Source organism: Dactylosporangium thailandense (assembly GCF_059739745.1).
In genome coordinates, this window is record NZ_AP029195.1 from 10383930 (window position 1) to 10408604 (window position 24675).

Here is a 24675-nt window from a genome sequence, read left to right on the forward strand (position 1 = left end):
CTTCGGACCCGTTCGCGTTCACCCGCTCGGGCGCAAGAAGAGGACGACTCGCCGAGACGAACTCGGGGGCCCTTTGCCAGCGAGGCGCAACCCGCTCGAATAGTGTTCACGCGTACCGACGAGCACCGACCGGGGGGACCGTGTCGCACTTCGCTGCCGCTGTCACGCGAGGCGCTGAGGGCTGGGCCGCAGCCGAGCTCGACCTCAGCGGCGTCGCCGACATCGAAGAGATCACCGATCGTCTGCGTGACGCCGATCCGGAGGCGTCCGTCTCGCTGCTGTTCGTCGAGTCCGACGACGCCTACCTTGCGATCCTGCGCCTCGACGAGGGTGAGGATCTGCGGGTCTTCGGCTCCGACCAGGTGTTCGCCGAGGATTCGCGGCTGGGCGCGATCCTGCTCGGCGACATCGAGGAGCAGCTGCCCGAGATCGCCGAGGCCGACGAGCCGGACGAGGACGAAGACGAGGACGAGGACCGGCCCTCGGCCGAGCCCGACGTCGAGCCCGTCGGCGACCCCGAGCTCCTGGCCGACCTCGGCGTGTCCGGCGGGCGGCTGCTGGAGCTGTGCGCCCAGGAGGGCATGCTCCCGGCCGACATCACGGCGGAGATCTGCCAGGCCGTCGGCGCCGGGGACGAGATCGAGGAGCTGCGCGAGGCGTGATCCGCCGGTGGGAGTCGGCCATGCGTCGCGCGCTGGAGGTCGCGGCCGGCGCGGGGGCCGACGTTCCCATCGGGGCGGTGCTACTCGGGCCGGACGGTGCCGAGCTCGCCGCCGCGCACAACGAGCGCGAGCTGACCGGCGACCCGACCGCGCACGCCGAGATGCTGGTGCTGCGCCGGTCGGTCAAGGCCGACGGCTGGCGGCTCGAGGACTGCACGCTCGTCGTCACCGTCGAGCCGTGCACGATGTGCGCGGGCGCGATCGTGCTCGCCCGCGTCGGGCGGGTCGTGTTCGGCGCCTGGGAGCCCAAGACGGGCGCGGTCGGCTCGCTGTGGGACGTCATGCGCGACCGGCGGCTCACCCACCGCCCCGAGGTGATCGCCGGGGTGCTGCCGGAGGAGGCCTCAGCGCTGCTGCGCGAGTTCTTCAGGGACCATCGCTTGGAGTAGCGGCCGCGCCGCTGCCCGGGCCGCCTCGGTCCACGGGGCCGGGCGCAGCGTGCCCGGGTCGAGCTTCACGTTGACCCGCCGGCCCTCCGCGTGGACCGTGGCGCCGTCGGCGGAGAGGATGCGGAAGCGGTACACCGCGCTGCTCTCCCCGAGCGACTCGATCCAGAAGTGCACGCCGATCTCGCCCGTGCCGCGGACCGGGGCCCGGTAGGCGATCGAGTACTCGGCGACGGCGTGCACGGCATCGGGGGTCGAGGGCCGCCCGCCCGCGAACGAGACCCCGCGCTCGCCCCACCACTGCGACAGCGCGCGCTCCAGGAAGACCGCGTACCGCGCGTTGTGCACGATCCCCATCGGGTCGAGGTCGTCGAAGTGCACCGTGAACGGCTCCACGTGCCCAGACACATGACCGGACATCACGCCTCCAGAAGGTGAGGTTGAGGGCTCAGGCCGCGCAGCCGGTCGAGGGCGGCGGCGCGCGCGTGTTCGTAGACGTTGCTCGCGGGCCGCAGCCGTGACTCGTACACGGCCGCCGTGCCGTGCGCGTTGAGCTCGAAGGACAGCTGCTGCGGGTCGGTGCCGGGGTCGAGCTCGCCCAGCTCGACGGCCTCGGCGATGAGCCGCTCGAGCAGCGCGTGCCAGCGCTCCAGGGCCGCGGCGAGCCGCGCCTGCACGGGGCCGGGCCGCGCCACGAACTCGAACTGGGCGAGGCCGAAGAAGCACCCGCCGGGCAGGTCGCCCGAGGAGATGTCGGCGAGCCGGTGCTCGTGCAGCGCCCACAGCCGGCGCACGCCCCGCGGCCGGTGCAGGGCCGGGCGCACGACGCGCTCGGTGAAGCGCGCCTCGGCGTGGTCGACCGCGGCGAGCTGCAGCTCCTCCTTGGTGCGCCAGTGCGCGAAGAGGCCGGACTTGCTCACCCCGAGGCGCTCGGCGAGCTGGTTGAACGACAGCCCCTCGAGGCCGGACTCGGTGGCCAGCACGACCGCGGCGTCGAGGGCGGCGGTGCGGGAACGCTCGCCGCGCGCCAGTCGGCCGTCAGTCATGCTCAGACGGTACCAACAAAAAGTGCGACCGATCGGATTGTTTTATGTGGGCAGGGTCACCGTCACGCGTAGCCCGCCGCCGTCGCGTGGCTCGGCCTCGGCCGTCCCGCCGTGCGCGACCGCCACCGAGCGGACGATCGACAGCCCCAGCCCGGTGCCGCGGGCCGAGCCGGTCCGCGACCGCAGTCTCCGGAAGGGCTCGAAGAGGCTCGGGATCTCGTACGGAGGGATGACGGGCCCCGTGTTCTCCACGACGAGCCGCGCCCGGTCCCCGGCCCGCGTGGTCGTCACCCAGACCTTCCCTTCCGGCACGTTGTACGCCAGCGCGTTGTCCACCAGGTTCTGTACGACCCGCTCCAGCAGCACCGGATCGCCGACGACGACCGCCGGCTCGAGCTCGGCCGAGACCTCCTGGCCTGAAACCACCTGGCCCGAAACCACCTGGCCGGAAACCACGTGCCGCGCCACCGAGGCCAGGTCGACCCGCTCGTGCACGGTCAGCGGCTGGTCGGACGCGACGAGCGTGAGCAGCCCGTCGATGAGCCGCTCGTGCCGCGCGTTCACGGCCAGCAGCGTCTCGCCCAGCTGCACCACCTCCGGCGGCGGGTCCGGCCGGCCGAGCGCCACCTCGATGAGCGTGCGGTTGATGGCGATCGGCGTGCGCAGCTCGTGGGAGGCGTTGGCGGCGAACCGGCGCTGCCCGTCGAAGGCCTGGTCGAGCCGCTCCAGCATCGAGTCGACGGTGTCCGCGAGCTCCTTGATCTCGTCCCGCGGCCCGCTCATCGCGATCCGCTCGTGCAGGTTGCCGCCGGCCACCCGCCGGGCCGTCTCGGTGATCCGCTCGACCGGCCGCAGCGCCCGCTCCGCGACGAGCCAGCCGAAGCCGACCCCGATCACGGTCACCAGGCCGAGCGCGATCGACCCCTGGGTGACGAGCGCGTCGAGGGTGGCCTGCTCGACCTGGTCCTGGCGGGCCTGCAGCTGCCGCACGAGGTCGAGGAAGCGCCGCTGGTCGACCCCGAGGGTCTGGCGCACCTCGGGCGGCAGGTCGTCGAGCTTGACGTTCGAGTTGCGCTGGTGGATGTTCTGCTGGACCAGCAGGTACGTCACGCCGAGCAGCAGCACGCCCCCGGCCAGGAACAGCGCGCCGAACAGGGCGGTCAGGCGGACGCGGATGCGCAGGTGCTTCACGGGATCTGGTACCCCACTCCGGCGACGGTCTCGATCACGGGCGGATCGCCCAGCTTGCGGCGCAGCGTCATCACGGTCACCCGCAGCACGTTGGTGAACGGGTCGATGTGCTCGTCCCAGGCCCGCTCCAGCAGCTGCTCGGCCGAGACGACGGCGCCCCCGGCCCGCAGCAGCTCCTCCAGCACCGCGAACTCCTTGCGGGTCAGCCCCACGTAGTGCCCGTCGCGGAACACCTCGCGCCGGTTCGGGTCCAGGCGCAGGTCGCCGCGCTCCAGCACCGGCGGGGCGGCCGCGCGGGCGCGCCGGCTCAGGGCCCGGACCCGGGCCACCAGCTCGGTGAACGCGAAGGGCTTGCCCAGGTAGTCGTCGGCGCCGAGGGACAGCCCGGCGACCCGCTCGGCCACGGCCGAGGCCGCGGTGAGCATGAGGATGCGGGTGTCGGGCAGCCGCGCGCTGACCTGGCGGCAGACCTCGTCGCCGTCGACGCCGGGCAGGTCCCGGTCCAGGACCACGATGTCGTACTCGTTGACGCCCAGCCGTTCCAGGGCCCCCGAGCCGTCGTAGGCGACGTCGACCGCGAACGACTCCCGGCGCAGGCCCTCGGCGACGGCGTCGGCCAGCAGCTGCTCGTCCTCGACCACCAGCACTCGCATGCCCTCATCGTGCCCGCCGCGGCCGTAAGGCGGGGATAAGCGCCGGTGCTGACGCCCCGCTTACGGCCGCGCGCCTTGACTGGGCCGCATGAAGAAGCTGCTGGTTCTGCTCTCCTGCCTGCTGCTGTTCGGCTGCTCGTCGAAGCCGTCCGGCCCGTCGGTGGCCTCGGCCGACCAGGGCACCGCGAAGCCCTCGGCCTCGGCCGCGGTCGACAAGGCCGAGGCCAACCGTCAGTTCGCGAAGTGCATGCGCGAGCACGGGGTCGACGTGCCCGATCCCGGCCCCGACGGGAACATCCAGTTCGACCCGAACGCCACCGGCGGCGACCGGAACAAGGCGGTGTCGGCGGCTTCGGCCTGCCAGCGGTACCTGCCCAACGGCGGGACCCTCGAGAACCTCTCGCCGCAGCAGCTGGAGCAGGCGCGGGCCTTCGCCAAGTGCATGCGCGAGCACGGGGTCGACATGCCGGACCCGGACCCGAACACGGGCGTCTCCGCGATCCTCAACAGCGGCCTGGACTTCAACTCGCCCACCTTCAAGGCCGCGGCCGAGGCCTGCAAGTCGGTGGTGGGGCGGTGAAACGTCTGGTGTGGCTCGTGCCCGTGCTCGTCGTGGCGGGGGTGGTGGCGTACGTCGGCTTCAACCGTCCGGCTCCCGCGACGAGCGCGGCGCCGGCCGTGAAGACCGCCACCATCACCAAGGGCACGCTCACCGCGACCGAGACCGTGGACGGCACACTCGGCTTCGGCGATCCGGTGACGGTCAACGGCCGCCTGCCCGGCATCGTCACGGGGCTGCCGGCCGAGGGGTCCACGGTGCGGCGCAACGAGGTGTTGTACCGCGCCGACGGCCGCCCCGTCGTGCTGTTCTACGCCGCGGCGCCCTTCTACCGCGCGCTGAAGCCGGGCGATGAGGGCGAGGACGTGCGCGCATTCGAGGCCAACCTGGCCGCGCTCGGGTACAAGGGCTTCACCGCCGACGACTCGTTCACCGGCGCCACCGCCGACGCCGTGCGCGACTGGCAGTCGGACCTCGGGCTGCCGGAGACGGGGACGGTCGAGCTCGGCCGGATCGTCGTCGCGCCCGACGCCGTGCGCGTGGGCGAGGTCAAGGCGCACCTCGGCGACAACGCGGCCGGCCCGATCCTGCAGTGGACGGGCTCGACCCGGCTGGTCATCGTCCAGCTCGACGTGACCGAGCAGCGCCTCGCGGCCGTCGGGGCCGACGCCACGGTGAAGCTGCCGGACGACCGCGAGGTGCCGGGGAAGATCACCGCGATCGGGGCGGTGGCCACGGCATCCGTGCAGAACAACCAGACCAAGATGACCGTGGACGTGACCGTGACCGTCGCCGACCAGGAGAAACTGGGCACCTACGACGCGGCGCCGGTGACCGTGACCCTGGTGTCGCAGCAGCGCCCGGACGTCCTCATCGTGCCGGTCGGCGCGCTGGTGGCGCTGGCCGAGGGCGGCTACGGGCTGCAGGTCGTCGATGGCGGTACGACTCGCATCGTGGCGGTGCGGACCGGCCTCTTCGCCTCCGGGCGCGTCGAGGTCTCCGGCCCCGGCCTGACCGCGGGCCTGACGGTCGGAGTCGCCGGATGATCGCGCTCGAGTCGGTCCGGAAGGTGTATCCGGGCGGCGTCGTCGCCCTCGACGACGTCTCGCTGCGCGTCGAGGCGGGCGCGCTGGTCGCCATCGTCGGCCCGTCGGGCTCGGGCAAGTCGACGCTGCTGCACCTCATCGGCGCGCTGGACGTGCCGACGAGCGGCACCGTGCGCATCGACGGCCGGGACGTGTCCGCGCTCTCCGACGCCGGCCTGTCCCGGCTGCGCGCCACGACCATCGGGTTCGTCTTCCAGCAGTTCCACCTCGCGCCGGGCAGGTCGGCGCTGGACAACGTGGCCGACGGGCTGCTCTATGCCGGCGTGGCCCTCCCCTCCCGCCGGCGCCGGGCGGCCGCGGCCCTGGAGCGCGTGGGCCTCGGGCACCGCCTCGCCCACCGCCCGCACGAGCTCTCGGGCGGCGAGCGGCAGCGGGTGGCGATCGCGCGGGCGGTGATCGGCTCGCCGCCGCTCCTGCTGGCCGACGAGCCCACGGGCAACCTGGACAGCGCGGCCGGTGCCCAGGTCATGGCCCTGCTGCGCTCGCTGTGCGCATCGGGGACGACGGTCGTGGTGATCACGCACGACCGTGACATCGCTTCGTCGCTGCCCCGGCAGATCTCGCTGCTGGACGGTCGTCTGTCATGAAATTTACGGACATTCTGCGCCTCGGCTCCGCGGGGCTGCGGACGCGGCCGCTGCGGGTCGTGCTCTCCGCGCTCGGGATCGCGATCGGCATCGCCGCGATGGTCGCGGTCGTGGGCATCTCGACCTCCAGCCGCGCCGAGGTCGACCGCCGCCTGGCCGCGCTCGGCACCAACCTGCTCACCGTCGGCCCCGGCAAGTCGTTCTTCGGCGACGCCTCCCACCTGCCCGAGGAGGCCGAGGCCATGGTCGCGCGCATCGGCCCCGTCACCACGGTGTCGGCGACCGGGCGGGTCACGTCGGCGCACGTGTACCGCACCGACCGCATCCCCTCGGCGGAGTCCGGCGGCATCGCGGTCCTCGCGGCGCGCACGACGCTGCCGGGCACGGTCGGCGCGACCGTCCACGCCGGCACCTGGCTGGCGGCGCCGACCTACCCCACCGTGGTCCTGGGCTCGCGGGCGGCCGAGATCCTGGGCCTGACCGACGGCCTGGGCCTGAACGTCTGGCTCGGCGGGCATTGGTTCACGGTGGTGGGCATCCTGGATCCGGTACCGCTGGCGCCCGAGCTGGACTCCGCCGCCCTCGTCGGCTGGCCCGTGGCCACGTCGGTGCTCGGCTTCGACGGCTACGCGACGACCATCTACAGCCGCTCGCGCGACGATGCCGTATCGTCCGTGGCCGACGTGCTGGCCGCGACCGCCAACCCCGCGGCGCCGAACGAGGTGCAGGTCTCCCGCCCCTCGGACGCGCTGGCGGCGAAGGCCGCGACGGACCAGGCGTACACCGGCCTCCTCCTGGGCCTGGGCGCGGTGGCCCTGCTGGTCGGCGGCGTGGGGGTCGCGAACACGATGGTCATCTCGGTGCTGGAACGCCGGCCGGAGATCGGCCTGCGGCGCGCCCTGGGCGCCCGGCGGCGGGACATTCGAGCCCAGTTCCTGGCGGAGTCCCTGCTCCTGGCCGGCCTGGGCGGCTTCTTCGGGGTGCTGCTGGGCCTGCTGGTGACGGAGTCGTACGCCGCGTGGCGCTCGTGGCCGGCGGTGCTGCCGCTTTGGTCGTTGGTCGGCGGCTTCCTGGCCACGCTGGTGATCGGGGCTGTGGCGGGACTCTATCCGGCGATGCGAGCCGCTCGCCTGTCTCCGACGGCGGCGCTGGCGGCCTGATAAGCCCCTCGCCTGTCTTTCTACGACGGCCGGCCTGACGGCTTGACGCGGATCGGGTCCTGGCGTGCCCTTCCCCGGCGGCCTGGTGTAGATCCGATATGTCGGGCGCTTCGCGCCGCGACATATCGGATTTATACATTATGCCCGCTTTTACTGGATGATCGTCTTGAGCGCGATCTCGACCATCTGCGAGAACGTCTGCTCGCGCTCCTGTGCCGTGGTGCGCTCCCCGGTCTTGATGTGATCCGAGACCGTGAGCAGCGTGAGCGCGCGGGCGTTGTAGCGGGCCGCGATCGTGTAGAGCGCCGCGGACTCCATCTCCACCGCGAGCACCCCGTAGTCGGCGAGGCGGTCGTAGAGGTCGGGCCGATCGGTGTAGAACGCGTCGGCGGCGAGGATCGGCCCGACGCGCATGGAGACCCCCTGCTCCGCGGCGACGTCGACGGCCGTGCGCAACAGCCCGAAGTCGGCGACGGGCGCATAGTCGATGAGCCCGTCGAACCGCGCGCGGTTCATGTTGGAGTCGGTGCTGGACCCGATGGCGGCCACGACGTCGCGAAGCTTGAGCTCATCGCGGATCGCCCCGCAGCTGCCGACCCGGATCAACGCCTTGACCCCGTAGTCGTTGATCAGCTCATGCGCGTAGATGCTCGCCGAAGGCATGCCCATGCCGGACCCCTGCACGGAGACCTCGACGCCCTCGTACGTCCCGGTGAACCCGAGCATGTTCCGCACGGTCGAGTAGCAGCGGGCATCCTTGAGGTACGTTTCGGCGATCCACTTGGCTCGCAGCGGGTCCCCAGGCATGAGGACTCGCTCGGCAATCTGACCCGGCTCGGCGCCGATATGCGTGCTCATAGGGGTGATCCTGCCAAACGGCGAGCCCCCGCGCGGATGGCCCCGGGGAGTCAGGTAACCTCATCGGCGGTGGCGTGTCCGAGTGGCCTAAGGAGCACGCCTCGAAAGCGTGTGAGGGTGCAAGCCCTCCCGGGGTTCGAATCCCCGCGCCACCGCAGTATGGCCAGCGAGAACGCCCGGCGCTCCTCTCGGAGTGGACCGGGCGTTCGGCATTTCAGTCGCAATTCGTCTCGGTGCCGTGCGGGTGGTCTGCGCGTCCCTGGCAGCCTCACTGATCCCTCTCCTGCACCTTGATCGACAGGCGCTGTACTACAAGTAGCGCGCTGTACTACAGGGAATCTGGCATGCTGTAGTACAGAACACAGCCCTGTACTACAGCATGTCGCACAGGCCCGAGAGGGAGCACGCATGATCCCGGCGGATGTTCCTGCCCTGCTCGCCGAGTTGCAGCAGCTCGGCAACGATCACTTCCTCTGCGAGGTCAAGCGCTCGCAGGGAGGGCTACCGGCCACGCTCTGGGAGACGATCAGCGCGTTCGCCAATGCCCAGGGTGGCTGCATCCTGCTGGGTGTCGATGAACGATCCGGCTTCGCCGCGGTGGGTGTCACTGATGCCGGTGCGATGGAGAGCCAGATCGGCGCGGTATGCGCGGAGATGGAGCCGGCCGTCCGGGCAGAGATCTTCACGGTCGCCATCGACGGCAAGAACGTCGTTGCCTGCTCAGTCCCACCGACACCACGCGATCAGCGCCCGTGCCACAAGAGAAGCCTTGGGCCCTGGGCCGGGTCGCGGATTCGGGTCGGCGACGGAGACCGGCGGCTCACCGACTACGAGGTTGCCGTGCTGCTCGCAAACCGTACCGAGCAGAAGCACGACGTCCGGGCCATGCCCGATGCCAGCGTTGCAGACCTGGACCAGGAGGCACTCGGTCGATTCCTCCACCGGATTCGAGAGACCAGAGGCGAGATCTTTCGAAAGATTGACGACGAACACGCCCTGGCGATGCTCAACGTCCTGACCGTCCACGAGGACAGGCTCGTGCCGACACTGGCCGGCCTGCTGACGTTCGGCATCTATCCGCAGACCTTCGAGCCGCAGCTCAACCTCACCTTCGTTGCCTACCCCACCAGCGAACCCGGCGTGCTGGGCCCGGCCGGTGAACGGTTCACCGAGAACCGGTCCGTGGATGGTTCGATCCCGTTCATCGTGAACGAGTGCGTGCGCATCCTGAAGCGCAACATGAAGCGACGTAGCATCGTTTCGGGCATCTTCCGCATCGACGAGTGGGAGTACCCAGAAGAGGTCCTGCGCGAGGCATTGGTCAACGCGCTGGTTCACCGAGACTACTCAGACTTCGCGCGCGGCATGCAGGTCCAGGTCGAGATGTACCCGGATCGGCTGGTGATCCGTAACCCCGGCGGGCTCTACGGGCCGGTCGACGTCGGCGCGCTGGGCATTACCGGCGTCACGTCATCACGGAACAAGGCCCTGCTCAAGATCCTGGAAGACACGCCGTACTTCGATGGTCATATGGTGTGTGAGAACCGCGGGAGTGGAATCACCCGGATCCGGATCGCGCTCACCGAAGCCGGCATGGAGCCGCCGCATTTCACCGACTCGGTCTCATCGTTCACCGCGGAGTTCCCGAATCACACACTGCTCGACCAGGAAGCGCTCGAATGGCTGCAGTCCCTCGACAACCGGCCGCTGTCGAGGTCGCAAATGAGCGCCTTGGTGATGATGCGCAACGGCGTCGTGATGACGAACAGCGCCTATCGAGCGTCCACTGGCATGCAGGACAGCCGGACGGTCACTCGCGAACTGCGGGACCTTGTCGAACGGGGTCTGGTCGAACAGGAGGGAACGCGGGGAACGGCAACGTATCGCCTCCCGTTGAACGATCCGCTTCGGCCGGACCAGCCTGGCGGGCCATCGAAGACGGACGACGACCTGACCCGCCACTCGGCTCGGGTGATTGGCGTGCTCTCCGCCGAGGGTTCGTCTCGGAGCGAGATCGAGGAGCGCACCGGCTTGAAGCCGCACCAGGTCTTTCGCGCCTTGAAAGTGCTCCGGGACCGGGGTCTGGTGGAGATGACTGGCCAGCCACGATCGCGGACCGCTCGCTATCGGCCGGTACCGCAGAATCCGGAAGCCTGAGGTCGCACTCGTCGGCGGGTGGAGATACAACCAGGTCAGCAACTCGGCCTGGTGCTGCGAGCGGAAGAGCGGCAGGAGGCTCGGCGCTTCACTACGCTTACTTGCAATTTATGTCCCAGTTAAGTGGAACTTCGGCGAAGCTGGCGAGGACGAGTCGTCGCGGCCCGGCGTAGTGGACTGGTGAGCGTGACGCGCGGCAGCGGTGGCGTGGACTCGCGGACCTGAGCCGAAGTCCGCCAAGGCTCGGACGTCGCACGACACGAGGTCCGGCCGAAGCCCTGCGGTCGCCGAGTTGCGCGAGCGGGCCCGGCGGGTGTGGTTCAGCGGCGTGCGGCTAGCTGCTGACCTCGGTGATCTTCTCGGCGCCGAACGTCTCCATCAGCAGCCGAACAGCCGCCTCCTCGCTCGTCTCCCGCACCTCCGACGCGTCATCGAGCAGTTCGTCGCCCGGGTCCAGGCCAGGGAAGCGCGGGTCGGAAACCGGTGAGTCGTACTCGGGATCGAACGGAGGCTCGTCCGCGGCCGTGCCGTCCCAGGCCGAGTTGCCGCCGCGCCCCGCTGGCTGGCCGCCGGCCGCCGGTGCTGGCCCGGCGTTGGGGCGTCGGGTGCTGCCGGCCGCGGACGCCGCGGCCCGGCTAGCGGCCTCGCGGGCCTTCTCCAGGGCGCTGGAGCCGCCCTGCCGCGGGCGGGTGGGAGCGGCGGTGTTGGGGCCGCCCGTCGTCGCCGTGTGCCCGCTGGAGACGGATGCGGCCGGATTTGGGGCGGCGTTTCCGGCATATACGGACGAACTGGACGCGGCGGGCGCCATGGGAGGGGCCGCGATGACGGGAGGGGCCGCGGTCACGGGGGGTGCCGACACGGAAGAGTGGGCTGGCGCGGTGCTCGGCGGCCGAGCGGCGACGGCCGGCGGCTGGGAGACGGTGATAGGCGCCGGTGGGGTCGCCGGAGTCGGCCAGTCCTCCGCCGGGGCGGGAGCGCTCGCCATCGCGCCGCCAGGGACCGCGGCGACCGGCCACTCCTCGTCCGCAGACGAGGAGGCAGTCGAGGAGGCGGTCGAGGAGGCGGTAGCGGTAGAGGCAGTGGCCGAAGCGGAGGGAGACGCGGCACGGGAGGCGCCGACCGGCTGAGGGGCGCTCTGGGACCGAGCCTGCTGGGGCGGTGCGCCGTACGACTGGCCGGCGGCCGGACCCGAGGGCGGGCCGGACGTCGGGGCCGATGGGCCGGAGGGCTGGGGCGTGGGCTTCGGGGGCGCGGGGCGGTTGCCGCCGCCTCCGCCGCCCGGCTGGCCGCCCACCTCGCACCGCACCTGCCAGCGGCCGCCGAGCAGCTCCTGCAGGGCCTTCAGCAACACGTCCGGGGAGGCGTTGAGCATGTCGGCGTGCGTCGAGTATTTGAAGCCGAGCACCAGCGTGGTGCCCTCGACGTCCTGGACCGTTGCCTCGCGGATGATGGCGCCGGCCTTCTTGCTCTTGTCGTTCACCAGGGCCACCAGGTCGGGCCAGACTCGGCGGATCGCCTCGGCGTCCATACCTCCACCGCCGCTGTTCACCGGAGCAGCCGGAGCGGGCGGGGGCGGAACGGCGGCCGGGGGTGAAGGTGCTGGTGCTGCCGCTGGCGTGGGTGCGGCCTCGGACCAGGTGCTGGGTGGCGTCGGCGCCGCGGGCGGGGCGGCGTTCGAGCGAGTGTCGCGGATGTAGTCCAGGCCGCGGTTCCCGCTATCGGCCGGGGCCGGGGTGGGCGCGGGAGCGGGAGCGACCGGAGCCGCGGGGACACCGCCGGCCTGGAGGCGGCGCTCCATGCGCTCCAGGCGCTGCAGGAGGGCCGAGCTCGAGTCGTCCGCGCCCGGCAGGAGCATGCGCGCGGTGATGAGCTCGAGCAGCAGGCGCGGGGCCGTGGTGCCGCGCATCTCGGTGAGGCCGTTGTGCACGATGTCGGCGAAGCGCGAGAGGGTGGCCTGGCCGAGCTGGGAGGCCTGCGCGGCCATGCGGTCGAGCTGGTCGTGCGGGGCGTCCAGCAGGCCCTTGTCGACGGCGTCGGGCACCTGCTGCATGACGATCAGGTCGCGCAGGCGCTCGAGGAGGTCGGAGGCGAAGCGGCGCGGGTCGTGGCCGGCCTCGACCACGCGGTCGATGACGCCGTAGGCGCCGCGGCCGTCGTCGGCGGCCAGGGACTCGCACATCTCGTCGATGAGGGCCACGTCGGTGACGCCGAGCAGGGCGACCGCGCGGTTGTAGGTGACGCCGTCCTCGCCCGCCCCCGCGATGAGCTGGTCGAGCACCGACAGGGTGTCTCGGGCGGAGCCGGCGCCGGCGCGGACGACCAGCGGGAAGACCGCGGGCTCGACCTTCACGCCCTCCGCGGCGGTGAGCTGCTCGATGTAGGGCCGCAGGACGCCCGGGGGAATCAGCCGGAAGGGGTAGTGGTGGGTCCGTGACTTGATCGTCCCGAGGACCTTCTCCGGCTCGGTGGTCGCGAAGACGAACTTGACGTAGTCCGGCGGCTCCTCGACCAGTTTGAGCAGCGCGTTGAAGCCGGCCGAGGACACCATGTGGGCCTCGTCGATGACGTAGACCTTGAAGCGGCTCGACACCGGGGCGAAGAACGCCCGCTCGCGCAGGTCGCGCGCGTCGTCGACGCCGCCGTGGCTGGCCGCGTCGATCTCGATGACGTCGATCGAGCCGGAGCCGTCGGGCGCGAGGTCCCGGCAGGACTGGCACTCGCCGCAGGGCTCCGGGGTCGGGCCGCGCTCGCAGTTGAGGGAGCGGGCCAGGATGCGGGCGCTGCTCGTCTTGCCGCAGCCGCGCGGGCCGGAGAAGAGGTAGGCGTGGTTGAGTCGTCCGGAGCGCAGCGCCTGCGACAGCGGCTCGGTGACGTGCTCCTGGCCGATGACCTCGGCGAACGTCCGAGGCCGGTACTTGCGGTAGAGCGCGAGCGCCACCAGCGGTCCTCCGATCGACTAGAGCCGGGACCACCGTACTCCCGACCACCGACACTTTCGGCGGGGCGTCACGCGGGCGGGCTCGGATATGAAACACCGCTCGTGCACCCGACAGAGCTCACTTATCCTTGCTGCCTTCCGGCCCTGGGGAGGTTCATGAGGTGTCGCCGCACGAGCGGCTTACGGACCACAATACCCGGTGCGCGAACCCGGCGAGCGATGGGTATCCTGGCGCACGGAGGATTCGCCTAGAGGCCTAGGGCGCACGCTTGGAAAGCGTGTTGGGATAAAACCCTCACGAGTTCGAATCTCGTATCCTCCGCCGGTTCTACCAGGCGAAACGCCGGGCTACCGCTCATCGGGGCCTGGCGTTGTCGCTCCTGGCGCGAAGGCCGCAGATGGCGCACAGCCGAGTGTGGCGAGCGTCTCATGCCCTGGTGCGGTCACCGGGCGAAGCCGGGCTCCCGGAACGACATCCGCCGGACAGGCAAACGTCATGTCGCCATCTGCGATGTGGCAGGTCGATGCCTTCTCCGGCGTGACACCGCGTGCGACCATCTGATTACCTGTCGGAGGGGGCAGCGATGTTCTACCGGAGCTCGGACATCCTGATCACCAGCACGCACGTGGTCGTCCTGCACCCGCGGGAGCTGCGGTTCCCGCTCGAACGGATCGTGGCGCCGTATGTCGTGAAGCACGGTCGGGGGGCCGACTTCCGGGTGGGGCGCGAGATTCGCGCGCGCCTCGGCTCGACCGACGTGCGCCTCTTCTACACCACCGATCGGGCGACATTCGGCGCCGTGCGCAGGGCCCTGATCCGCGCCCTGGAGTACCGCACCGACCCGCTGCCGATCTGACGCCGGCTACCCGGGCGCGCGCTATGCAACCGGCTTCTCGGCACTCTGCGATATGGCAGATTGAGAGCTGGCGCACAGGTATGCAGCCATGCAACCATCGAAGGAGAGCCACGAGGGGGCGAGTGGCGGAAAACGCAACAGCGCCCGGCGGTCACCGGGCGCTGTTTTCCGTTGCGGCCGCCACTTCGGTCACGCGGAGCGGCAGCATCGATACCTGATGTCATCCATACCGCACGACCGGCCCCTTGAGCAAGGCCGAGGGGAAGGGAAATGCGAATGTTTTATCAAGGCCCCGACCTGATCGTGACCACCGACCACGTCGTGATCCTGCGCCCGTCACCCGTGCAGTACCGCCTGGACTTCCTCGAAGGCGTCTACGTGCTGCACCACCCGCGCTCCGGCCGCTCCCGCCCGGCCCAGGAGATCCGTGCCCGCTACGGCCTGCACGACGTGCGGCTGTTCCACAGCACCGATCGGCAGACCTTCGGCCAGGTGCGCCGCGCCCTGATCCGTGCGCTGGAATGGCGCGACCGCACCGGTGCGGTGAGCTGACCGTGACCTAACTGTCCAGTAGGTAACGATCCGGCGAATCTGCCATATCACCGATTGCCGTATGGCAGCCAGGTCCTACACTAGGCCACGGCCCGATAGGTCATCCCAGCGAGCGACCATATTTCCGGACAAGGCGGGGTATGGCCGACTCGGTTCTTTTCATGTCTTACCCATACGCCTCGACCAGGCGCGTAGGCTGAACCACGCTTTGCGATATGGCTAGTAGACATACGTCCAACGAGGGACATGATGAGTTCGGGTGACGCGCCCGCGGCTGCTCGCCGGAAGGTTCGGCTGGCGATCAAGGACGCCCGCTCCCAAAAGGGAGACACCCAATCTCAGGTCGCCGAGGCCATGGAATGGTCCCTCTCGAAGGTGATGCGGATCGAGTCCGGCGAGGTCACGATCTCCGCGAACGACCTTCGCCCGCTGCTGTCCTATCTGGGCATCAAGGATCGCGACACCGTCGAGGATCTGATCCAGGCCGCCAAGTCGTCCAAACGGCAGCGGAGGCAGTGGTGGGACGACCGGCGTTATCAGGACCTGCTGACGCCGGCCCTGCGTCAACTGATCAGCTTCGAGGCCGAGGCGACCGTGATACGGAGCTTCGCGCCGGCGGCGATCCCCGGATGGCTGCAGACCGAGGCCTACGCCCTCGCCGTGACCAGCGGCTTCGTGGGCGACCTGACCGATGACGAGATTCGCACGCGCGCCGAGATCCGGACCGCGCGTTGGAAGGCGCTGCGCGATCGCGCCCCGCGCCCCAAGCTTTTCGCACTGTTCGACGAGTCGGTACTGCTGCGCCGGTACGGCGGGGCCGAAGCGCTCGGTGAGGCGTTGTCCGCGGTCAGTTCGGCCATTGCCGAAGGCTGGCTCAGCGTGCGCCTCCACCCGCTTTCGAGTCCGTATCCGCCTTTCGGTCAATACGACCTGCTGTACTTGTCGAGCGAGGACAACAGCCATGCTGTGTTGTACCGAGAGAGCTATACCATCGACGAAATCGTCGACGATTCCGTCCGCATTGCGCGACACCGCGAGGGCTGGGATCGGATGTGGGATGCCTCGATCGGGGAAGTCGAATCGGCCCGCAGGATAGCCGCCGCCGCGAAAGCTCCCGCCACCGCGGACCTCTGGCCGGCCGATGAAGGATCTTCGGCCTGACGCCGAAGGACCCGACCGGAGGCGAGTGCCTCCCCGTCAGAAACCCAGGTGAACCATGCACGAATCGGCCATGCCACGCGTCTTCCGCCGCAGCTCCTACTGCGGCAACACGACGTGCGTCGAGGTCGCCACCGCGAATGATGTGCACGTTCGCGACGGCAAGAACCCCGGCGAGGCGGTGCTCTCCTTCGAGTCCGGCCCGTGGCGGGCGTTCGTGGCCGGCGTGAAGACCGGCCAGTTCGACCGCGGCTAGGCCCTGCCGGTCGTCAGCATCGCGATGAAGGCCCGCCAGTCGTCGGGGTTGAATTTCAGGTGCGCCGCATCCGGATGCTTGCCATCCCGGATCAGAACCGAATTAGCACTGAATGCGACTTCCACGCACGATTGGTTGCCGCAGAAGCGGGACCTGCGCCATTCGGGGGCATTACTGTTCTCGGCCATCGGGTCGGCCTCCTCAAACCCTAGGACGTGAACCTTCAGCATACGGAGCGCGTTGCACAACGACACGTCGGTATGCGAGGTTGGCCCATGAATGCATATATCCGGCAAACCGGGCAACGGGCGTTGCCCGCGGGACTACGAGTCCCGCGGGCAGGTTCTGAGGCCGCCCGTCAGAGCAGGGAGTTCAGCCTCCTGTAGGCCTCGGCGTAGCCGGTGCGGTCGAGGCGCTCCACGCTGGCCGCGTTCGCCGCGAAGGCGCGCATCAGGCTTCGTCGCACGCGCAGCAAGGTAATCGCATTGCTCGATGTGAACAGGGTGACGCCGGCCCCGGCGTAGCTGGCGCGCAGGAACCACACGACCGGGGTGAAAATGCGGATCGCGCGGCCCGTGAGCGGAGGCACGGACAGGACGGCCGCGGCGATGACGTATTGACCGGCGCCGTCAGTGAGCGTCATTGCGGCCGCCGCCCCCACGGTGACCAGTGCGCCCGCGACGAGGAGTACCATTCGTCCGGGATGACCGTCGTGCTCGACGCGCAGATCTTCGAGGGCCTCCAGGTCGAACACCTGGGGCTCGGGTTTCCAGACCGCGTAGACATCATCAGTGATGACGATGTCGTGACCTTGATAGAAGACGGTCGGCATCGGTTCCCCCCTTAGCCTCGTCAAACAGTATGAGTCGGCTGCGTCACAGATCGCCAGACCACAAAGTGCCATATCGCAACCTGCGAAACTGCCACTCGCCGTGCCACTGTTGTCACCCAGGGTGTCCTCGCTCGCGGAGACCAACCTAGCGTGACCGGGGCCAGCGACGTGGGCAAATGGAATTTCCGCTGGCGGGTCGGCCCGGAAGCGGACGCTCGGCAGGCCCTAAGCTTTGATTGAAGAATCCGACCATGAAGGAGCGCTCTGTGCGGCCCGGTGGACAGCCCAACCTGCAGCAGATGATGAAGCAGGCCCAGAAGATGCAGCAGCAGATGGTCGCCGCGCAGGCGGAGCTGGCCGAGGCCGAGCTCACCGGGACGGCCGGGGGCGGGCTCGTCACGGCGACCGTCAAGGGGACCGGCGAGGTCGTGTCCGTGAAGATCGACCCCAAGGCGGTCGATCCGGACGACGTCGAGACCCTCGAGGACCTCGTCGTCGCGGCGGTGCACAACGCGGCCCAGGCCGCCCGTGATCTGACCGAGCAGAAGATGGGCCCGCTGACCGCCGGGCTCGGGGGCCTGGGCGGCGGGCTCGGGCTGCCCGGCTTCTAACGGGCGACCGGCGTGTACGAAGGCGCCATCCAGGATCTGATCGACGAGCTCGGTCGCCTGCCCGGGGTCGGGCCGAAGAGCGCGCAGCGCATCGCGTTCCACGTGCTCTCGGCCGACCCCGTGGACGTCAAGCGCCTCGCCCAGGCGTTGCAGCGGGTCAAGGAGCTCGTGCGGTTCTGCACGCGCTGCTTCAACGTGGCCGAGGCCGAGCTCTGCCGGATCTGCCGCGACCCGCGCCGCAGCGACGAGGTCTTCTGCGTGGTCGAGGAGCCCAAGGACGTCGTGGCGATCGAGCGCACGGGGGAGTTCCGCGGGCGCTACCACGTGCTCGGCGGGGCGATCAATCCGCTCGAGGGAGTCGGCCCCGACAACCTGCGCATCCGCGAGCTGATGACGCGCCTGGCCGAGGGCACGTGCAAGGAGCTCATCCTCGCGACCGACCCCAACACCGAGGGAGAGGCGACGGCGACGTACCTCGCTCTGCTGGTCAAGCCGATGGGCCTCAACGTCACCCGGCTGGCCAGCGGCCTGCCCGTCGGCGGCGACCTGGAGTACGCCGACGAGATCACCCTGGGCCGCGCCTTCGAGGGCCGGAGGGCCGTCTAGCCCTCGGGGCGGTTGAGGATCCCGGCGACGACGGCGTGGACGGCCGCCAAGTCAGCCGGGTCCTTCAGCGTGCCCTTGGCGCCCGTCACTGAGTACCATTCCTCGGCGTCTTTGTATTGAACCTTGACGACGAAGGCCCCGTCGGCGCCGATCTCGGACTGCAGGGTCAGCTCCCCGGTCACGACTCCGACATCGTCGGTCATGACCCCGCCCGGGCCGGCCATGATGTCGGTCCGCGGCGCATCCGAGGAGGCCGGCGCCTCCGGAGCGGCAGCCGGCGCGTCCGAAGGAGCCGGCGCCTCCGGAGAAGCCGAGGCGGCCGGCGCATCCGCAGGGGCCTGTGCCGGTGGAGGAACCGGGTCGGCAGCCGGGGGCGAAGCGGGTGGGGTCGTCTCCGACATCCGGTTCCTCCAAAAGCGCATCAGCAGGTCGCCAGCATGTCCGAGAGCGCGGTCTTCTCCGCGGTGGTCACGGACAACTTGTAGTAGGTCTTCACTGTTACCCAGTCGGTGGCGTACGTGCACCAGAACGCGTGGTTCGGCGGCTTCCACGTCGACGGGTCCTGGTCACCCTTCGACCGGTTCGACTGGAGACTGACCGCGAACAGCTGCGGCCGGGTCAGGTCGTTGGCGAATTCCTTGCGCTGCTCGTCGGTCCACTTCGCGGCGCCGGAGCGCCACGCGGCCGCGAGCGGCACCATGTGATCGATGTCGAGGGCCTGCGGGTCGGTCAGGTCCTTCTCGTCGTACGGGCTGTGCCAGGAGCCCGCCGTGATCTTGCAGTCGGCGGTGGCCTTGACGTTCTTGCCGTCACGCTTCAGTACGACGTCGCGCGTGTCGCAGCCGTTCCCCTGGCTGATCCAGTGCGTGAACTTCTCGCGGCTGTAGCCGGACATCGAGGCGGCCGTGGCGACGGTCAACGCGTCCAGCGACGCCTTCGCGTTGCCACCCCCGCCACCACCGCCGGAGCCGGTGCCGGTGTTCGTGCCCGTGTCCGAGGAGCCCGTGGCCGAGCCGGGGGTGGAGGAGACGTCGCAGCTGCCGGCGCCGGTGAGCACCGTGGCGAGCGCTAGAGCGATGAGTACGGCTTTGCCGTTGGTGGAGGGGCGCACGTCCCCTACTGTGCGGCATCAATGCGAACAAGTGTTGGAGACCCGCCCGTGTCGATCGCCACGGGCGGGTCCGATTGGCGACTGTCAGCCCCGGTTGGCCGCGCTGAGCACCGCGCGCAACGAGGCCGTCACGATGTTCGCGTCGATGCCGACGCCCCAGTACGTCCGGCCGTCGACGGAGCACTCGACGTACGCCGCCGCCTGCGCCCCTTCGCCCGACGTCAGCGCGTGCTCGGCGTAGTCCAGCACCCGCACGTCGACGCCGACGTCGCCCAGGGCGTGCACGAACGCGTCGATGGGCCCGTTGCCGGTCGCCTCCACGCTGCGGGTCTGCCCGTCGACGGTGATCTCGGCCGCCAGGGTGACCTTGCCGTCGACGGTGGTGGCCTCGTACGACGTCAGCGTGAACCGCCGGTCCGAGAAGTACTCGGCCGCGAAGAAGTCCCACATCTGCTGCGGGTTGACCTCGCCGCCCTCGTCGTCGGTGTGCCGCTGTACGACGCCCGAGAACTCGATCTGCAGCCGGCGCGGGAGGTCCAGGTGGTGCTCGGACTTCATGACGTACGCGACGCCGCCCTTGCCCGACTGCGAGTTGACCCGGATGACGGCCTCGTAGGAGCGGCCCAGGTCCTTCGGGTCGACCGGCAGGTAGGGCACGCCCCACGTGAACTGGTCGACGTCGACCCCGGCGGCCGCCGCATCGCGGTTGAGGGCCTCGAAGCCCTTCTTGATCGCGTCCTGGTGCGAGCCCGAGAATGCGGTGTAGACCAGGTCGCCCGCGTACGGGTGGCGCTCGTGGACCGGCAGCTGGTTGCAGTACTCCACCGTGCGCTTGATCTCGTCGATGTCCGAGAAGTCCACCTGCGGGTCGACGCCCTGCGAGAACAGGTTCAGCCCCAGCGTCACCAGGTCGACGTTGCCCGTCCGCTCGCCGTTGCCGAACAGGCACCCCTCGACCCGGTCGGCGCCGGCCAGCAGGCCCAGCTCGGCGGCCGCGACCGCGGTGCCCCGGTCGTTGTGCGGGTGCAGGGACAGTACGACCGACTCCCGGCGCGGCAGGTTGCGCGACATCCACTCGATGGAGTCGGCGTAGACGTTGGGCGTGGCCATCTCCACCGTCGCCGGCAGGTTGACGATCAGCGGGCGGTCCGGCGTCGGCTGCAGCACCTCGATGACCGCGCTGCAGACCTCCAGCGCGTAGTCCAGCTCGGTGCCGGTGTAGGACTCGGGGGAGTACTCGTAGTAGATCTCGGTGTCCGGGGTGATCGCCTCGGCGTACTTCTGGCACAGCCGCGCGCCCGTGGTGGCGATGTCGGTGATCCCGGCCCGGTCCAGGCCGAACACGACCCGCCGCTGCAGCGTCGAGGTCGAGTTGTAGAAGTGCACGATCGCGCGGCGGGCGCCGACCAGCGACTGGAAGGTGCGCTCGATCAGGTTGTCCCGGCACTGGGTCAGCACCTGGATCGTGACGTCCTCGGGGATCAGGTCCTGCTCGATGAGCGTGCGTACGAAGTCGAAGTCCGTCTGCGAGGCGGCCGGGAACCCGACCTCGATCTCCTTGTACCCCATCCGGACCAGCAGGTTGAACATGCGCCGCTTGCGCTCGACCGACATCGGGTCGATCAGGGCCTGGTTGCCGTCGCGCAGGTCCACGGCACACCACCGGGGCGCGACCGTGACCTCGTTCGCGGGCCATTGCCGGTCGGTCAGCGGGATCGGGAACTGTTCGGAGAACGGCCGGTAGCGGTGGATGGGCATCCGGCTGGTGGTCTGACGGGCGATCTCGGACATGCTTCTATGCTCCTGGGTCGTCGCGCACGATGCGCGGGAAAGGTCTGGGAAGTCAGACCGGCAGGAGCGCGGACGCGCGCGTCATCCCCGCGACGAGGTGCCGGCCTGTCGGGCCCCGTCGCGGCGACGAAGAAGAAGCGTCTGCCACATGTCAAGGCCTACCCTACGGGCTTTGCCGACGCCGCGCCACTGGGTACGCCGCTGGGCGGGGGCGGCGGGGCCGACGTGCCCAGCGGCGCGCCGTCGGCGACCGGGCCGGGCAGCGAGATCGTCGCCGGGGCGGCCACCACCTCGCCCGTGAGCATCAACTGGCCGAACGGGAGCCTGGCCGCGGTGAGGATGCCGTTGTCGTTGTAGCAGAAGGTGCCGGGGTCGATCGGGGGTGCGATCGCGGTCACGCCCGGCTCGACGGCGAAGCACGGCGCCGAGGTGCCCGCGAGCGGCTCGGCGGGCGCCACCGACAGCGGGATCTGCCGGTCCAGCAGCACGTCGAGCCAGCTGACGAAGACGTACTGCACCCGCGGATCGATCGCCGCGGACAGCTTCTTGCCGGCCGCCGCGACCTTCACACAGCTGCCGGCGGGGTTGATCCGGCACTGGTACTGCCCCTCGGGCCGGCTCGCGATGGCCACGTCCGCGGTGCCGCCCAGCGCGCCGCCCTGGATGTCGACCCGCCAGGTCCGGTCGGAGGCGATCGACACCAGGACCGAGCGGGGCGCCTTGCCCTGGACGGTGAGCGTGTACGCGGCGACGTACCGCTGGTCCTTCGCCACCGCCACGCGCGCCGCGAGCAGTCCGCGCGGGTCCGGCTGGGCCGGCAGCGGGGTGCCGGCCGGGGTCGTCGTCGAGGTCGACGGCGGGCCGCCGGAGGAGCTGCACCCCGACAGGAGCAGGCCGGTGAGCACGGCCATCGCCGTGCCGGTCATCACAGTGATCGGATAATGGCCGACCCGTCGCGGAAGCACCCGCGTATTCTCGCCCGGCGGAGCGGCCGGATCGTGGAACGCCACTCCCGGCGGGCATCCCACCCCGGTACGCTCGGCTGCGTTGACCATGTGTTGACCTTGCCCTGGAAAGGAGCTCGACGGCGGTGGCGCTGATTGTGCAGAAGTATGGCGGGTCTTCCGTCGCCAACGCCGAGCGCATCAAGCGCGTCGCCGAGCGCATCGTCGACACGCGGAAGGCCGGCAACGAGGTCGTCGTGGTCGTCTCGGCCATGGGCGACACGACCGACGAGCTCCTCGACCTCGCGTCGCAGGTGAGCCCGGTCCCCGCCGGCCGCGAGCTCGACATGCTGCTGACCGCCGGTGAGCGCATCTCCATGGCGCTGCTCGCGATGGCGATCAACAACCTGGGGTACGAGGCCCGCTCCTACACCGGCAGCCAGGCCGGCGTGATCACCACGTCGACGCACGGCCGGGCCCGCATCATCGACGTCACCCCGGGCCGCCTGCGCAGCGCGCTGGACGAGGGCGCGATCGCGATCGTCGCCGGCTTCCAGGGCGTCTCCCAGGACACCAAGGACATCACCACGCTGGGCCGGGGCGGCTCCGACACCACCGCGGTGGCGCTCGCCGCCGCGCTGCAGTCCGACGTCTGCGAGATCTACACCGACGTCGACGGCATCTTCACGGCCGACCCGCGGGTCGCCAAGAACGCCCGGCACATCAAGCAGATCACCTACGAGGAGATGCTCGAGCTGGCCGCGTGCGGCGCCAAGGTGCTGCACCTGCGCAGCGTGGAATACGCGCGGCGGTTCTCGCTGCCGATCCACGTGCGTTCCTCGTACTCAACCGCCAACGGCACCATGGTCACCGGATCGATGGAGGACCTTTCCGTGGAGCAAGCGCTCATCACCGGCGTCGCGCACGATCGCAGCGAGGCGAAGATCACCATCGTCGGCGTGCCCGACCAGCCCGGTGTCGCCGCGCGGATCTTCCAGACGGTCGCGGCCGCGGAGACCAACATCGACATGATCGTGCAGAACGTGTCGACCGAGAGCACCGGCCGCACCGACATCTCCTTCACGCTGCCGAAGACCGACGGCGCCGCCGCCAAGGCCGCGCTCGAGCGGATCAAGTCCACCGTGGACTACAAGTCGGTCCTCTTCGACGACCACATCGGCAAGGTCTCGCTCATCGGCGCCGGCATGCGCTCCAACCCGGGCGTCGCGGCCAAGCTCTTCGCGGCCCTGGCCGAGGCCGGCGTGAACATCGAGATGATCTCCACCTCGGAGATCCGGGTCTCGGTCGTGTGCCGCGACACCGACCTCGATGTCGCCGTCCGGGCGATTCACGACGCGTTCGAGCTGGGCGGAGACGAGGAAGCCGTGGTGTACGCGGGGACAGGAAGGTAGGTTCGTCCCTCATGGGCGGTCTGCCGAGCCTGGCTGTTGTCGGGGCCACCGGGGCCGTCGGCTCCGTGATGTGTGAGCTGTTGTCGTCCCGCAAGAACGTGTGGGGCGAGATCCGGCTGGTCGCGTCCAAGCGCTCGGCGGGCCGCAAGCTGACCGTGCGCGGCGAGGAACTGCTCGTCCAGGAGCTGACGCCCGAGGTCTTCGACGGCGTCGACGTGGCCATGTTCGACGTGCCCGACGAGGTCGCCGCGGAGTGGGCGCCGATCGCGGTCGCGCGCGGCGCCATCGCGGTGGACAACTCGGCCGCCTTCCGCCTGGACCCGGACGTGCCGCTCGTGGTGCCCGAGATCAACCCGGAGCAGGTGCGCAACCGCCCGAAGGGGATCATCGCCAACGCGAACTGCACCACGCTCACGATGATCGTGGCGCTCTCCCCGCTGCACCGCGAATATGGGCTCAAGGAACTCGTCCTGGCCTCCTACCAGGCCGTCTCCGGCGCCGGCCAGGACGGCGTCGACACGCTGCTCGACCAGCTCGAGCGCGTCGGCGGCGATCGCACCCTGGGCTCGCGCTCGGGCAACGTGCGCCGGGCCGTGGGCGACGACCTCGGTCCGTTCCCCGCGCCGCTGGCGTTGAATGTCGTACCGTGGGCAGGATCCCTCCGCGAGGCCGGATGGTCCTCGGAGGAGCTCAAGCTGCGCAACGAGTCCCGCAAGATTCTCGGGCTGCCCGACCTCAAGGTCTCGGCCACGTGCGTGCGCGTCCCGGTCGTCACCGGCCACTCGGTCGCCGTCCACGCGGTCTTCGGCACCGAGGTCGACGCGGAGGGCGCCCGCGAGGTCCTGCGCCACGCCCCGGGCGTGATCCTGGTCGACGACCCGGCCGCGGGCGAGTTCCCGATGCCGATCGACGCCGTGGGCACCGACCCCTCGTGGGTCGGCCGCATCCGGCGCTCGGTCGACGACCCGAGGGCGCTGGACTTCTTCGTGACGGGCGACAACCTGCGCAAGGGCGCGGCGCTGAACACGGCCCAGATCGCCGAGCTCCTCTCGAAGGAACTCACCGCCTGACCCGCTTTTGGCCCGAAAAGTCGGACGCTCCGCGCCACGACTTTTCGTATTTTTCGCCTGTCGGGTCATAAATCCCTTTCACTCGCTGTGAAGTAGCCTCAGTTGACGGCTG

The 24675-nt window shown here is 70.1% G+C and carries 27 protein-coding genes, 2 tRNA genes and 1 other RNA gene; 17 read left to right on the top strand and 13 right to left on the bottom strand.

The features are described 5' to 3' along the window. The first annotated feature begins 140 nt into the window (after window positions 1-140). Complete coding sequence (locus tag AC6JBM_RS46285; protein WP_497980018.1) at window positions 141-662, top strand: tRNA adenosine deaminase-associated protein; 522 nt, start codon at window positions 141-143, stop codon at window positions 660-662. A gap of 20 nt (window positions 663-682) precedes the next feature. Then, complete coding sequence (locus AC6JBM_RS46290; RefSeq protein ID WP_350619112.1) at window positions 683-1111, top strand: nucleoside deaminase; 429 nt, start codon at window positions 683-685, stop codon at window positions 1109-1111. On the opposite strand, the gene AC6JBM_RS46295 is transcribed toward AC6JBM_RS46290, so the two are convergent. From AC6JBM_RS46295 to AC6JBM_RS46310, 4 genes are read right to left on the bottom strand one after another with little or no spacing between them, the layout of a single operon-like run. Then, a complete protein-coding gene (locus AC6JBM_RS46295; RefSeq protein ID WP_497980019.1) occupies window positions 1067-1528 on the bottom strand; it encodes an acyl-CoA thioesterase in 462 nt (153 codons plus the stop codon). The two genes, AC6JBM_RS46290 and AC6JBM_RS46295, sit on opposite strands and share 45 nt — an antisense overlap. Continuing rightward, window positions 1528-2154 (bottom strand): TetR/AcrR family transcriptional regulator, encoded by a 627-nt coding sequence (locus AC6JBM_RS46300; protein ID WP_497980020.1) that lies wholly within the window; start codon window positions 2152-2154, stop codon window positions 1528-1530. The genes AC6JBM_RS46295 and AC6JBM_RS46300 overlap by 1 nt, the downstream gene beginning before the upstream one ends. Before the next feature lie 42 nt (window positions 2155-2196). Then, window positions 2197-3345, bottom strand: coding sequence for a sensor histidine kinase (locus AC6JBM_RS46305; RefSeq protein ID WP_497980021.1), 1149 nt, complete (start codon window positions 3343-3345; stop codon window positions 2197-2199). Next, the gene (locus AC6JBM_RS46310; RefSeq protein WP_497980022.1) at window positions 3342-3998 is read right to left on the bottom strand and encodes a response regulator transcription factor; all 657 of its coding nucleotides are present in this window, start codon (window positions 3996-3998) and stop codon (window positions 3342-3344) included. The genes AC6JBM_RS46305 and AC6JBM_RS46310 overlap by 4 nt, the downstream gene beginning before the upstream one ends. An 88-nt stretch (window positions 3999-4086) precedes the next feature. Between AC6JBM_RS46310 and AC6JBM_RS46315 the strand changes: the two genes are divergently transcribed. The 4 genes from AC6JBM_RS46315 to AC6JBM_RS46330 are packed head-to-tail and all read left to right on the top strand — an operon-like array spanning window position 4087 to window position 7410. Then, complete coding sequence (locus AC6JBM_RS46315; RefSeq protein ID WP_350618980.1) at window positions 4087-4578, top strand: hypothetical protein; 492 nt, start codon at window positions 4087-4089, stop codon at window positions 4576-4578. Continuing rightward, window positions 4575-5603, top strand: coding sequence for an efflux RND transporter periplasmic adaptor subunit (locus AC6JBM_RS46320; RefSeq protein ID WP_497980023.1), 1029 nt, complete (start codon window positions 4575-4577; stop codon window positions 5601-5603). The genes AC6JBM_RS46315 and AC6JBM_RS46320 overlap by 4 nt, the downstream gene beginning before the upstream one ends. Continuing rightward, window positions 5600-6250 carry an ABC transporter ATP-binding protein gene (locus AC6JBM_RS46325; protein ID WP_497980024.1) on the top strand — a complete coding sequence of 217 codons (651 nt, stop codon included), beginning with the start codon at window positions 5600-5602 and terminating at the stop codon, window positions 6248-6250. The genes AC6JBM_RS46320 and AC6JBM_RS46325 overlap by 4 nt, the downstream gene beginning before the upstream one ends. After that, window positions 6247-7410 carry an ABC transporter permease gene (locus AC6JBM_RS46330; protein ID WP_350618986.1) on the top strand — a complete coding sequence of 388 codons (1164 nt, stop codon included), beginning with the start codon at window positions 6247-6249 and terminating at the stop codon, window positions 7408-7410. The genes AC6JBM_RS46325 and AC6JBM_RS46330 overlap by 4 nt, the downstream gene beginning before the upstream one ends. A 150-nt stretch (window positions 7411-7560) precedes the next feature. On the opposite strand, the gene deoD is transcribed toward AC6JBM_RS46330, so the two are convergent. After that, window positions 7561-8268: a purine-nucleoside phosphorylase gene (gene deoD, locus AC6JBM_RS46335; protein ID WP_350618988.1), complete on the bottom strand. Its 708-nt coding sequence runs from the start codon at window positions 8266-8268 to the stop codon at window positions 7561-7563. A 68-nt stretch (window positions 8269-8336) separates the two neighbouring features. Between deoD and AC6JBM_RS46340 the strand changes: the two genes are divergently transcribed. After that, window positions 8337-8423, top strand: a tRNA-Ser gene (locus AC6JBM_RS46340). A 253-nt stretch (window positions 8424-8676) separates the two neighbouring features. Beyond that, on the top strand, window positions 8677-10425 hold the full coding sequence (locus tag AC6JBM_RS46345; protein WP_497980025.1) for an ATP-binding protein: 1749 nt from the start codon (window positions 8677-8679) through the stop codon (window positions 10423-10425). A 334-nt stretch (window positions 10426-10759) separates the two neighbouring features. Here the strand turns inward: AC6JBM_RS46345 and AC6JBM_RS46350 are convergent, their stop codons facing one another. Both AC6JBM_RS46350 and ffs read right to left on the bottom strand, forming a co-directional pair. Then, window positions 10760-13363: a DNA polymerase III subunit gamma and tau gene (locus AC6JBM_RS46350; RefSeq protein WP_497980026.1), complete on the bottom strand. Its 2604-nt coding sequence runs from the start codon at window positions 13361-13363 to the stop codon at window positions 10760-10762. An 89-nt stretch (window positions 13364-13452) separates the two neighbouring features. Further along, window positions 13453-13546: signal recognition particle sRNA small type (gene ffs, locus AC6JBM_RS46355), an RNA gene on the bottom strand. A gap of 54 nt (window positions 13547-13600) precedes the next feature. Between ffs and AC6JBM_RS46360 the strand changes: the two genes are divergently transcribed. The 5 genes from AC6JBM_RS46360 to AC6JBM_RS46380 all read left to right on the top strand — a co-directional run bounded on the left by AC6JBM_RS46360 (window position 13601) and on the right by AC6JBM_RS46380 (window position 16186). Beyond that, window positions 13601-13685, top strand: a tRNA-Ser gene (locus AC6JBM_RS46360). Between the two features lie 262 nt (window positions 13686-13947). Next, the gene (locus AC6JBM_RS46365) at window positions 13948-14220 is read left to right on the top strand and encodes a hypothetical protein (RefSeq protein WP_497980027.1); all 273 of its coding nucleotides are present in this window, start codon (window positions 13948-13950) and stop codon (window positions 14218-14220) included. A gap of 276 nt (window positions 14221-14496) precedes the next feature. Continuing rightward, window positions 14497-14772 (top strand): hypothetical protein, encoded by a 276-nt coding sequence (locus tag AC6JBM_RS46370; protein ID WP_497980028.1) that lies wholly within the window; start codon window positions 14497-14499, stop codon window positions 14770-14772. 249 nt (window positions 14773-15021) lie between these two features. Further along, window positions 15022-15933: a helix-turn-helix domain-containing protein gene (locus tag AC6JBM_RS46375; protein ID WP_497980029.1), complete on the top strand. Its 912-nt coding sequence runs from the start codon at window positions 15022-15024 to the stop codon at window positions 15931-15933. Window positions 15934-16003: 70 nt separating this feature from the next. After that, complete coding sequence (locus AC6JBM_RS46380) at window positions 16004-16186, top strand: DUF397 domain-containing protein (protein ID WP_497980030.1); 183 nt, start codon at window positions 16004-16006, stop codon at window positions 16184-16186. Here AC6JBM_RS46380 and AC6JBM_RS46385 read toward each other — a convergent pair. Beyond that, on the bottom strand, window positions 16183-16374 hold the full coding sequence (locus tag AC6JBM_RS46385; RefSeq protein ID WP_497980031.1) for a DUF397 domain-containing protein: 192 nt from the start codon (window positions 16372-16374) through the stop codon (window positions 16183-16185). The two genes, AC6JBM_RS46380 and AC6JBM_RS46385, sit on opposite strands and share 4 nt — an antisense overlap. 170 nt (window positions 16375-16544) lie before the next feature. Continuing rightward, complete coding sequence (locus tag AC6JBM_RS46390; protein ID WP_497980032.1) at window positions 16545-17018, bottom strand: DUF6232 family protein; 474 nt, start codon at window positions 17016-17018, stop codon at window positions 16545-16547. A gap of 290 nt (window positions 17019-17308) precedes the next feature. Between AC6JBM_RS46390 and AC6JBM_RS46395 the strand changes: the two genes are divergently transcribed. Together AC6JBM_RS46395 and recR are read left to right on the top strand one after the other, a co-directional pair. Then, window positions 17309-17629 (top strand): YbaB/EbfC family nucleoid-associated protein, encoded by a 321-nt coding sequence (locus tag AC6JBM_RS46395; protein ID WP_350619114.1) that lies wholly within the window; start codon window positions 17309-17311, stop codon window positions 17627-17629. A 12-nt stretch (window positions 17630-17641) separates the two neighbouring features. After that, window positions 17642-18235 carry a recombination mediator RecR gene (recR, locus tag AC6JBM_RS46400; protein ID WP_497980033.1) on the top strand — a complete coding sequence of 198 codons (594 nt, stop codon included), beginning with the start codon at window positions 17642-17644 and terminating at the stop codon, window positions 18233-18235. Here recR and AC6JBM_RS46405 read toward each other — a convergent pair. From AC6JBM_RS46405 to AC6JBM_RS46420, 4 genes are all read right to left on the bottom strand, one after another. After that, a complete protein-coding gene (locus tag AC6JBM_RS46405) occupies window positions 18232-18438 on the bottom strand; it encodes a hypothetical protein (protein ID WP_497980034.1) in 207 nt (68 codons plus the stop codon). The two genes, recR and AC6JBM_RS46405, sit on opposite strands and share 4 nt — an antisense overlap. Window positions 18439-18656: 218 nt before the next feature. Then, window positions 18657-19346: an HNH endonuclease family protein gene (locus AC6JBM_RS46410; protein WP_497980035.1), complete on the bottom strand. Its 690-nt coding sequence runs from the start codon at window positions 19344-19346 to the stop codon at window positions 18657-18659. A gap of 84 nt (window positions 19347-19430) precedes the next feature. After that, on the bottom strand, window positions 19431-21137 hold the full coding sequence (gene leuA, locus AC6JBM_RS46415) for a 2-isopropylmalate synthase (protein WP_497980036.1): 1707 nt from the start codon (window positions 21135-21137) through the stop codon (window positions 19431-19433). Between the two features lie 158 nt (window positions 21138-21295). After that, window positions 21296-22063, bottom strand: a complete 768-nt coding sequence (locus tag AC6JBM_RS46420) for a hypothetical protein (RefSeq protein ID WP_497980037.1) — start codon at window positions 22061-22063, stop codon at window positions 21296-21298. Window positions 22064-22227: 164 nt separating this feature from the next. Here AC6JBM_RS46420 and AC6JBM_RS46425 point away from each other — a divergent pair, with 164 nt between their 5' ends. Both AC6JBM_RS46425 and AC6JBM_RS46430 read left to right on the top strand, forming a co-directional pair. Continuing rightward, window positions 22228-23493, top strand: a complete 1266-nt coding sequence (locus tag AC6JBM_RS46425) for an aspartate kinase (protein ID WP_433611260.1) — start codon at window positions 22228-22230, stop codon at window positions 23491-23493. Window positions 23494-23504: 11 nt separating this feature from the next. Beyond that, the gene (locus AC6JBM_RS46430; protein WP_497980038.1) at window positions 23505-24563 is read left to right on the top strand and encodes an aspartate-semialdehyde dehydrogenase; all 1059 of its coding nucleotides are present in this window, start codon (window positions 23505-23507) and stop codon (window positions 24561-24563) included. Window positions 24564-24675 lie beyond the last annotated feature (112 nt).

What these genes read in the sequence shown, in the direction of transcription:
- AC6JBM_RS46390 (WP_497980032.1), bottom strand. Translation starts at nt 17,018, where the DNA reads ATGCCGACCGTCTTCTATCAAGGTCACGACATCGTCATCACTGATGAT.
- AC6JBM_RS46290 (WP_350619112.1), top strand. Translation starts at nt 683, where the DNA reads ATGCGTCGCGCGCTGGAGGTCGCGGCCGGCGCGGGGGCCGACGTTCCC.
- AC6JBM_RS46380 (WP_497980030.1), top strand. Translation starts at nt 16,004, where the DNA reads ATGCCACGCGTCTTCCGCCGCAGCTCCTACTGCGGCAACACGACGTGC.
- AC6JBM_RS46295 (WP_497980019.1), bottom strand. Translation starts at nt 1,528, where the DNA reads ATGTCCGGTCATGTGTCTGGGCACGTGGAGCCGTTCACGGTGCACTTC.
- AC6JBM_RS46420 (WP_497980037.1), bottom strand. Translation starts at nt 22,063, where the DNA reads ATGACCGGCACGGCGATGGCCGTGCTCACCGGCCTGCTCCTGTCGGGG.
- AC6JBM_RS46370 (WP_497980028.1), top strand. Translation starts at nt 14,497, where the DNA reads ATGTTTTATCAAGGCCCCGACCTGATCGTGACCACCGACCACGTCGTG.
- leuA (WP_497980036.1), bottom strand. Translation starts at nt 21,137, where the DNA reads ATGTCCGAGATCGCCCGTCAGACCACCAGCCGGATGCCCATCCACCGC.
- AC6JBM_RS46430 (WP_497980038.1), top strand. Translation starts at nt 23,505, where the DNA reads ATGGGCGGTCTGCCGAGCCTGGCTGTTGTCGGGGCCACCGGGGCCGTC.
- AC6JBM_RS46330 (WP_350618986.1), top strand. Translation starts at nt 6,247, where the DNA reads ATGAAATTTACGGACATTCTGCGCCTCGGCTCCGCGGGGCTGCGGACG.
- deoD (WP_350618988.1), bottom strand. Translation starts at nt 8,268, where the DNA reads ATGAGCACGCATATCGGCGCCGAGCCGGGTCAGATTGCCGAGCGAGTC.
- AC6JBM_RS46405 (WP_497980034.1), bottom strand. Translation starts at nt 18,438, where the DNA reads ATGACCGACGATGTCGGAGTCGTGACCGGGGAGCTGACCCTGCAGTCC.
- AC6JBM_RS46310 (WP_497980022.1), bottom strand. Translation starts at nt 3,998, where the DNA reads ATGCGAGTGCTGGTGGTCGAGGACGAGCAGCTGCTGGCCGACGCCGTC.
- AC6JBM_RS46365 (WP_497980027.1), top strand. Translation starts at nt 13,948, where the DNA reads ATGTTCTACCGGAGCTCGGACATCCTGATCACCAGCACGCACGTGGTC.
- AC6JBM_RS46300 (WP_497980020.1), bottom strand. Translation starts at nt 2,154, where the DNA reads ATGACTGACGGCCGACTGGCGCGCGGCGAGCGTTCCCGCACCGCCGCC.
- AC6JBM_RS46375 (WP_497980029.1), top strand. Translation starts at nt 15,022, where the DNA reads ATGAGTTCGGGTGACGCGCCCGCGGCTGCTCGCCGGAAGGTTCGGCTG.
- AC6JBM_RS46345 (WP_497980025.1), top strand. Translation starts at nt 8,677, where the DNA reads ATGATCCCGGCGGATGTTCCTGCCCTGCTCGCCGAGTTGCAGCAGCTC.
- AC6JBM_RS46325 (WP_497980024.1), top strand. Translation starts at nt 5,600, where the DNA reads ATGATCGCGCTCGAGTCGGTCCGGAAGGTGTATCCGGGCGGCGTCGTC.
- AC6JBM_RS46385 (WP_497980031.1), bottom strand. Translation starts at nt 16,374, where the DNA reads ATGGCCGAGAACAGTAATGCCCCCGAATGGCGCAGGTCCCGCTTCTGC.
- AC6JBM_RS46315 (WP_350618980.1), top strand. Translation starts at nt 4,087, where the DNA reads ATGAAGAAGCTGCTGGTTCTGCTCTCCTGCCTGCTGCTGTTCGGCTGC.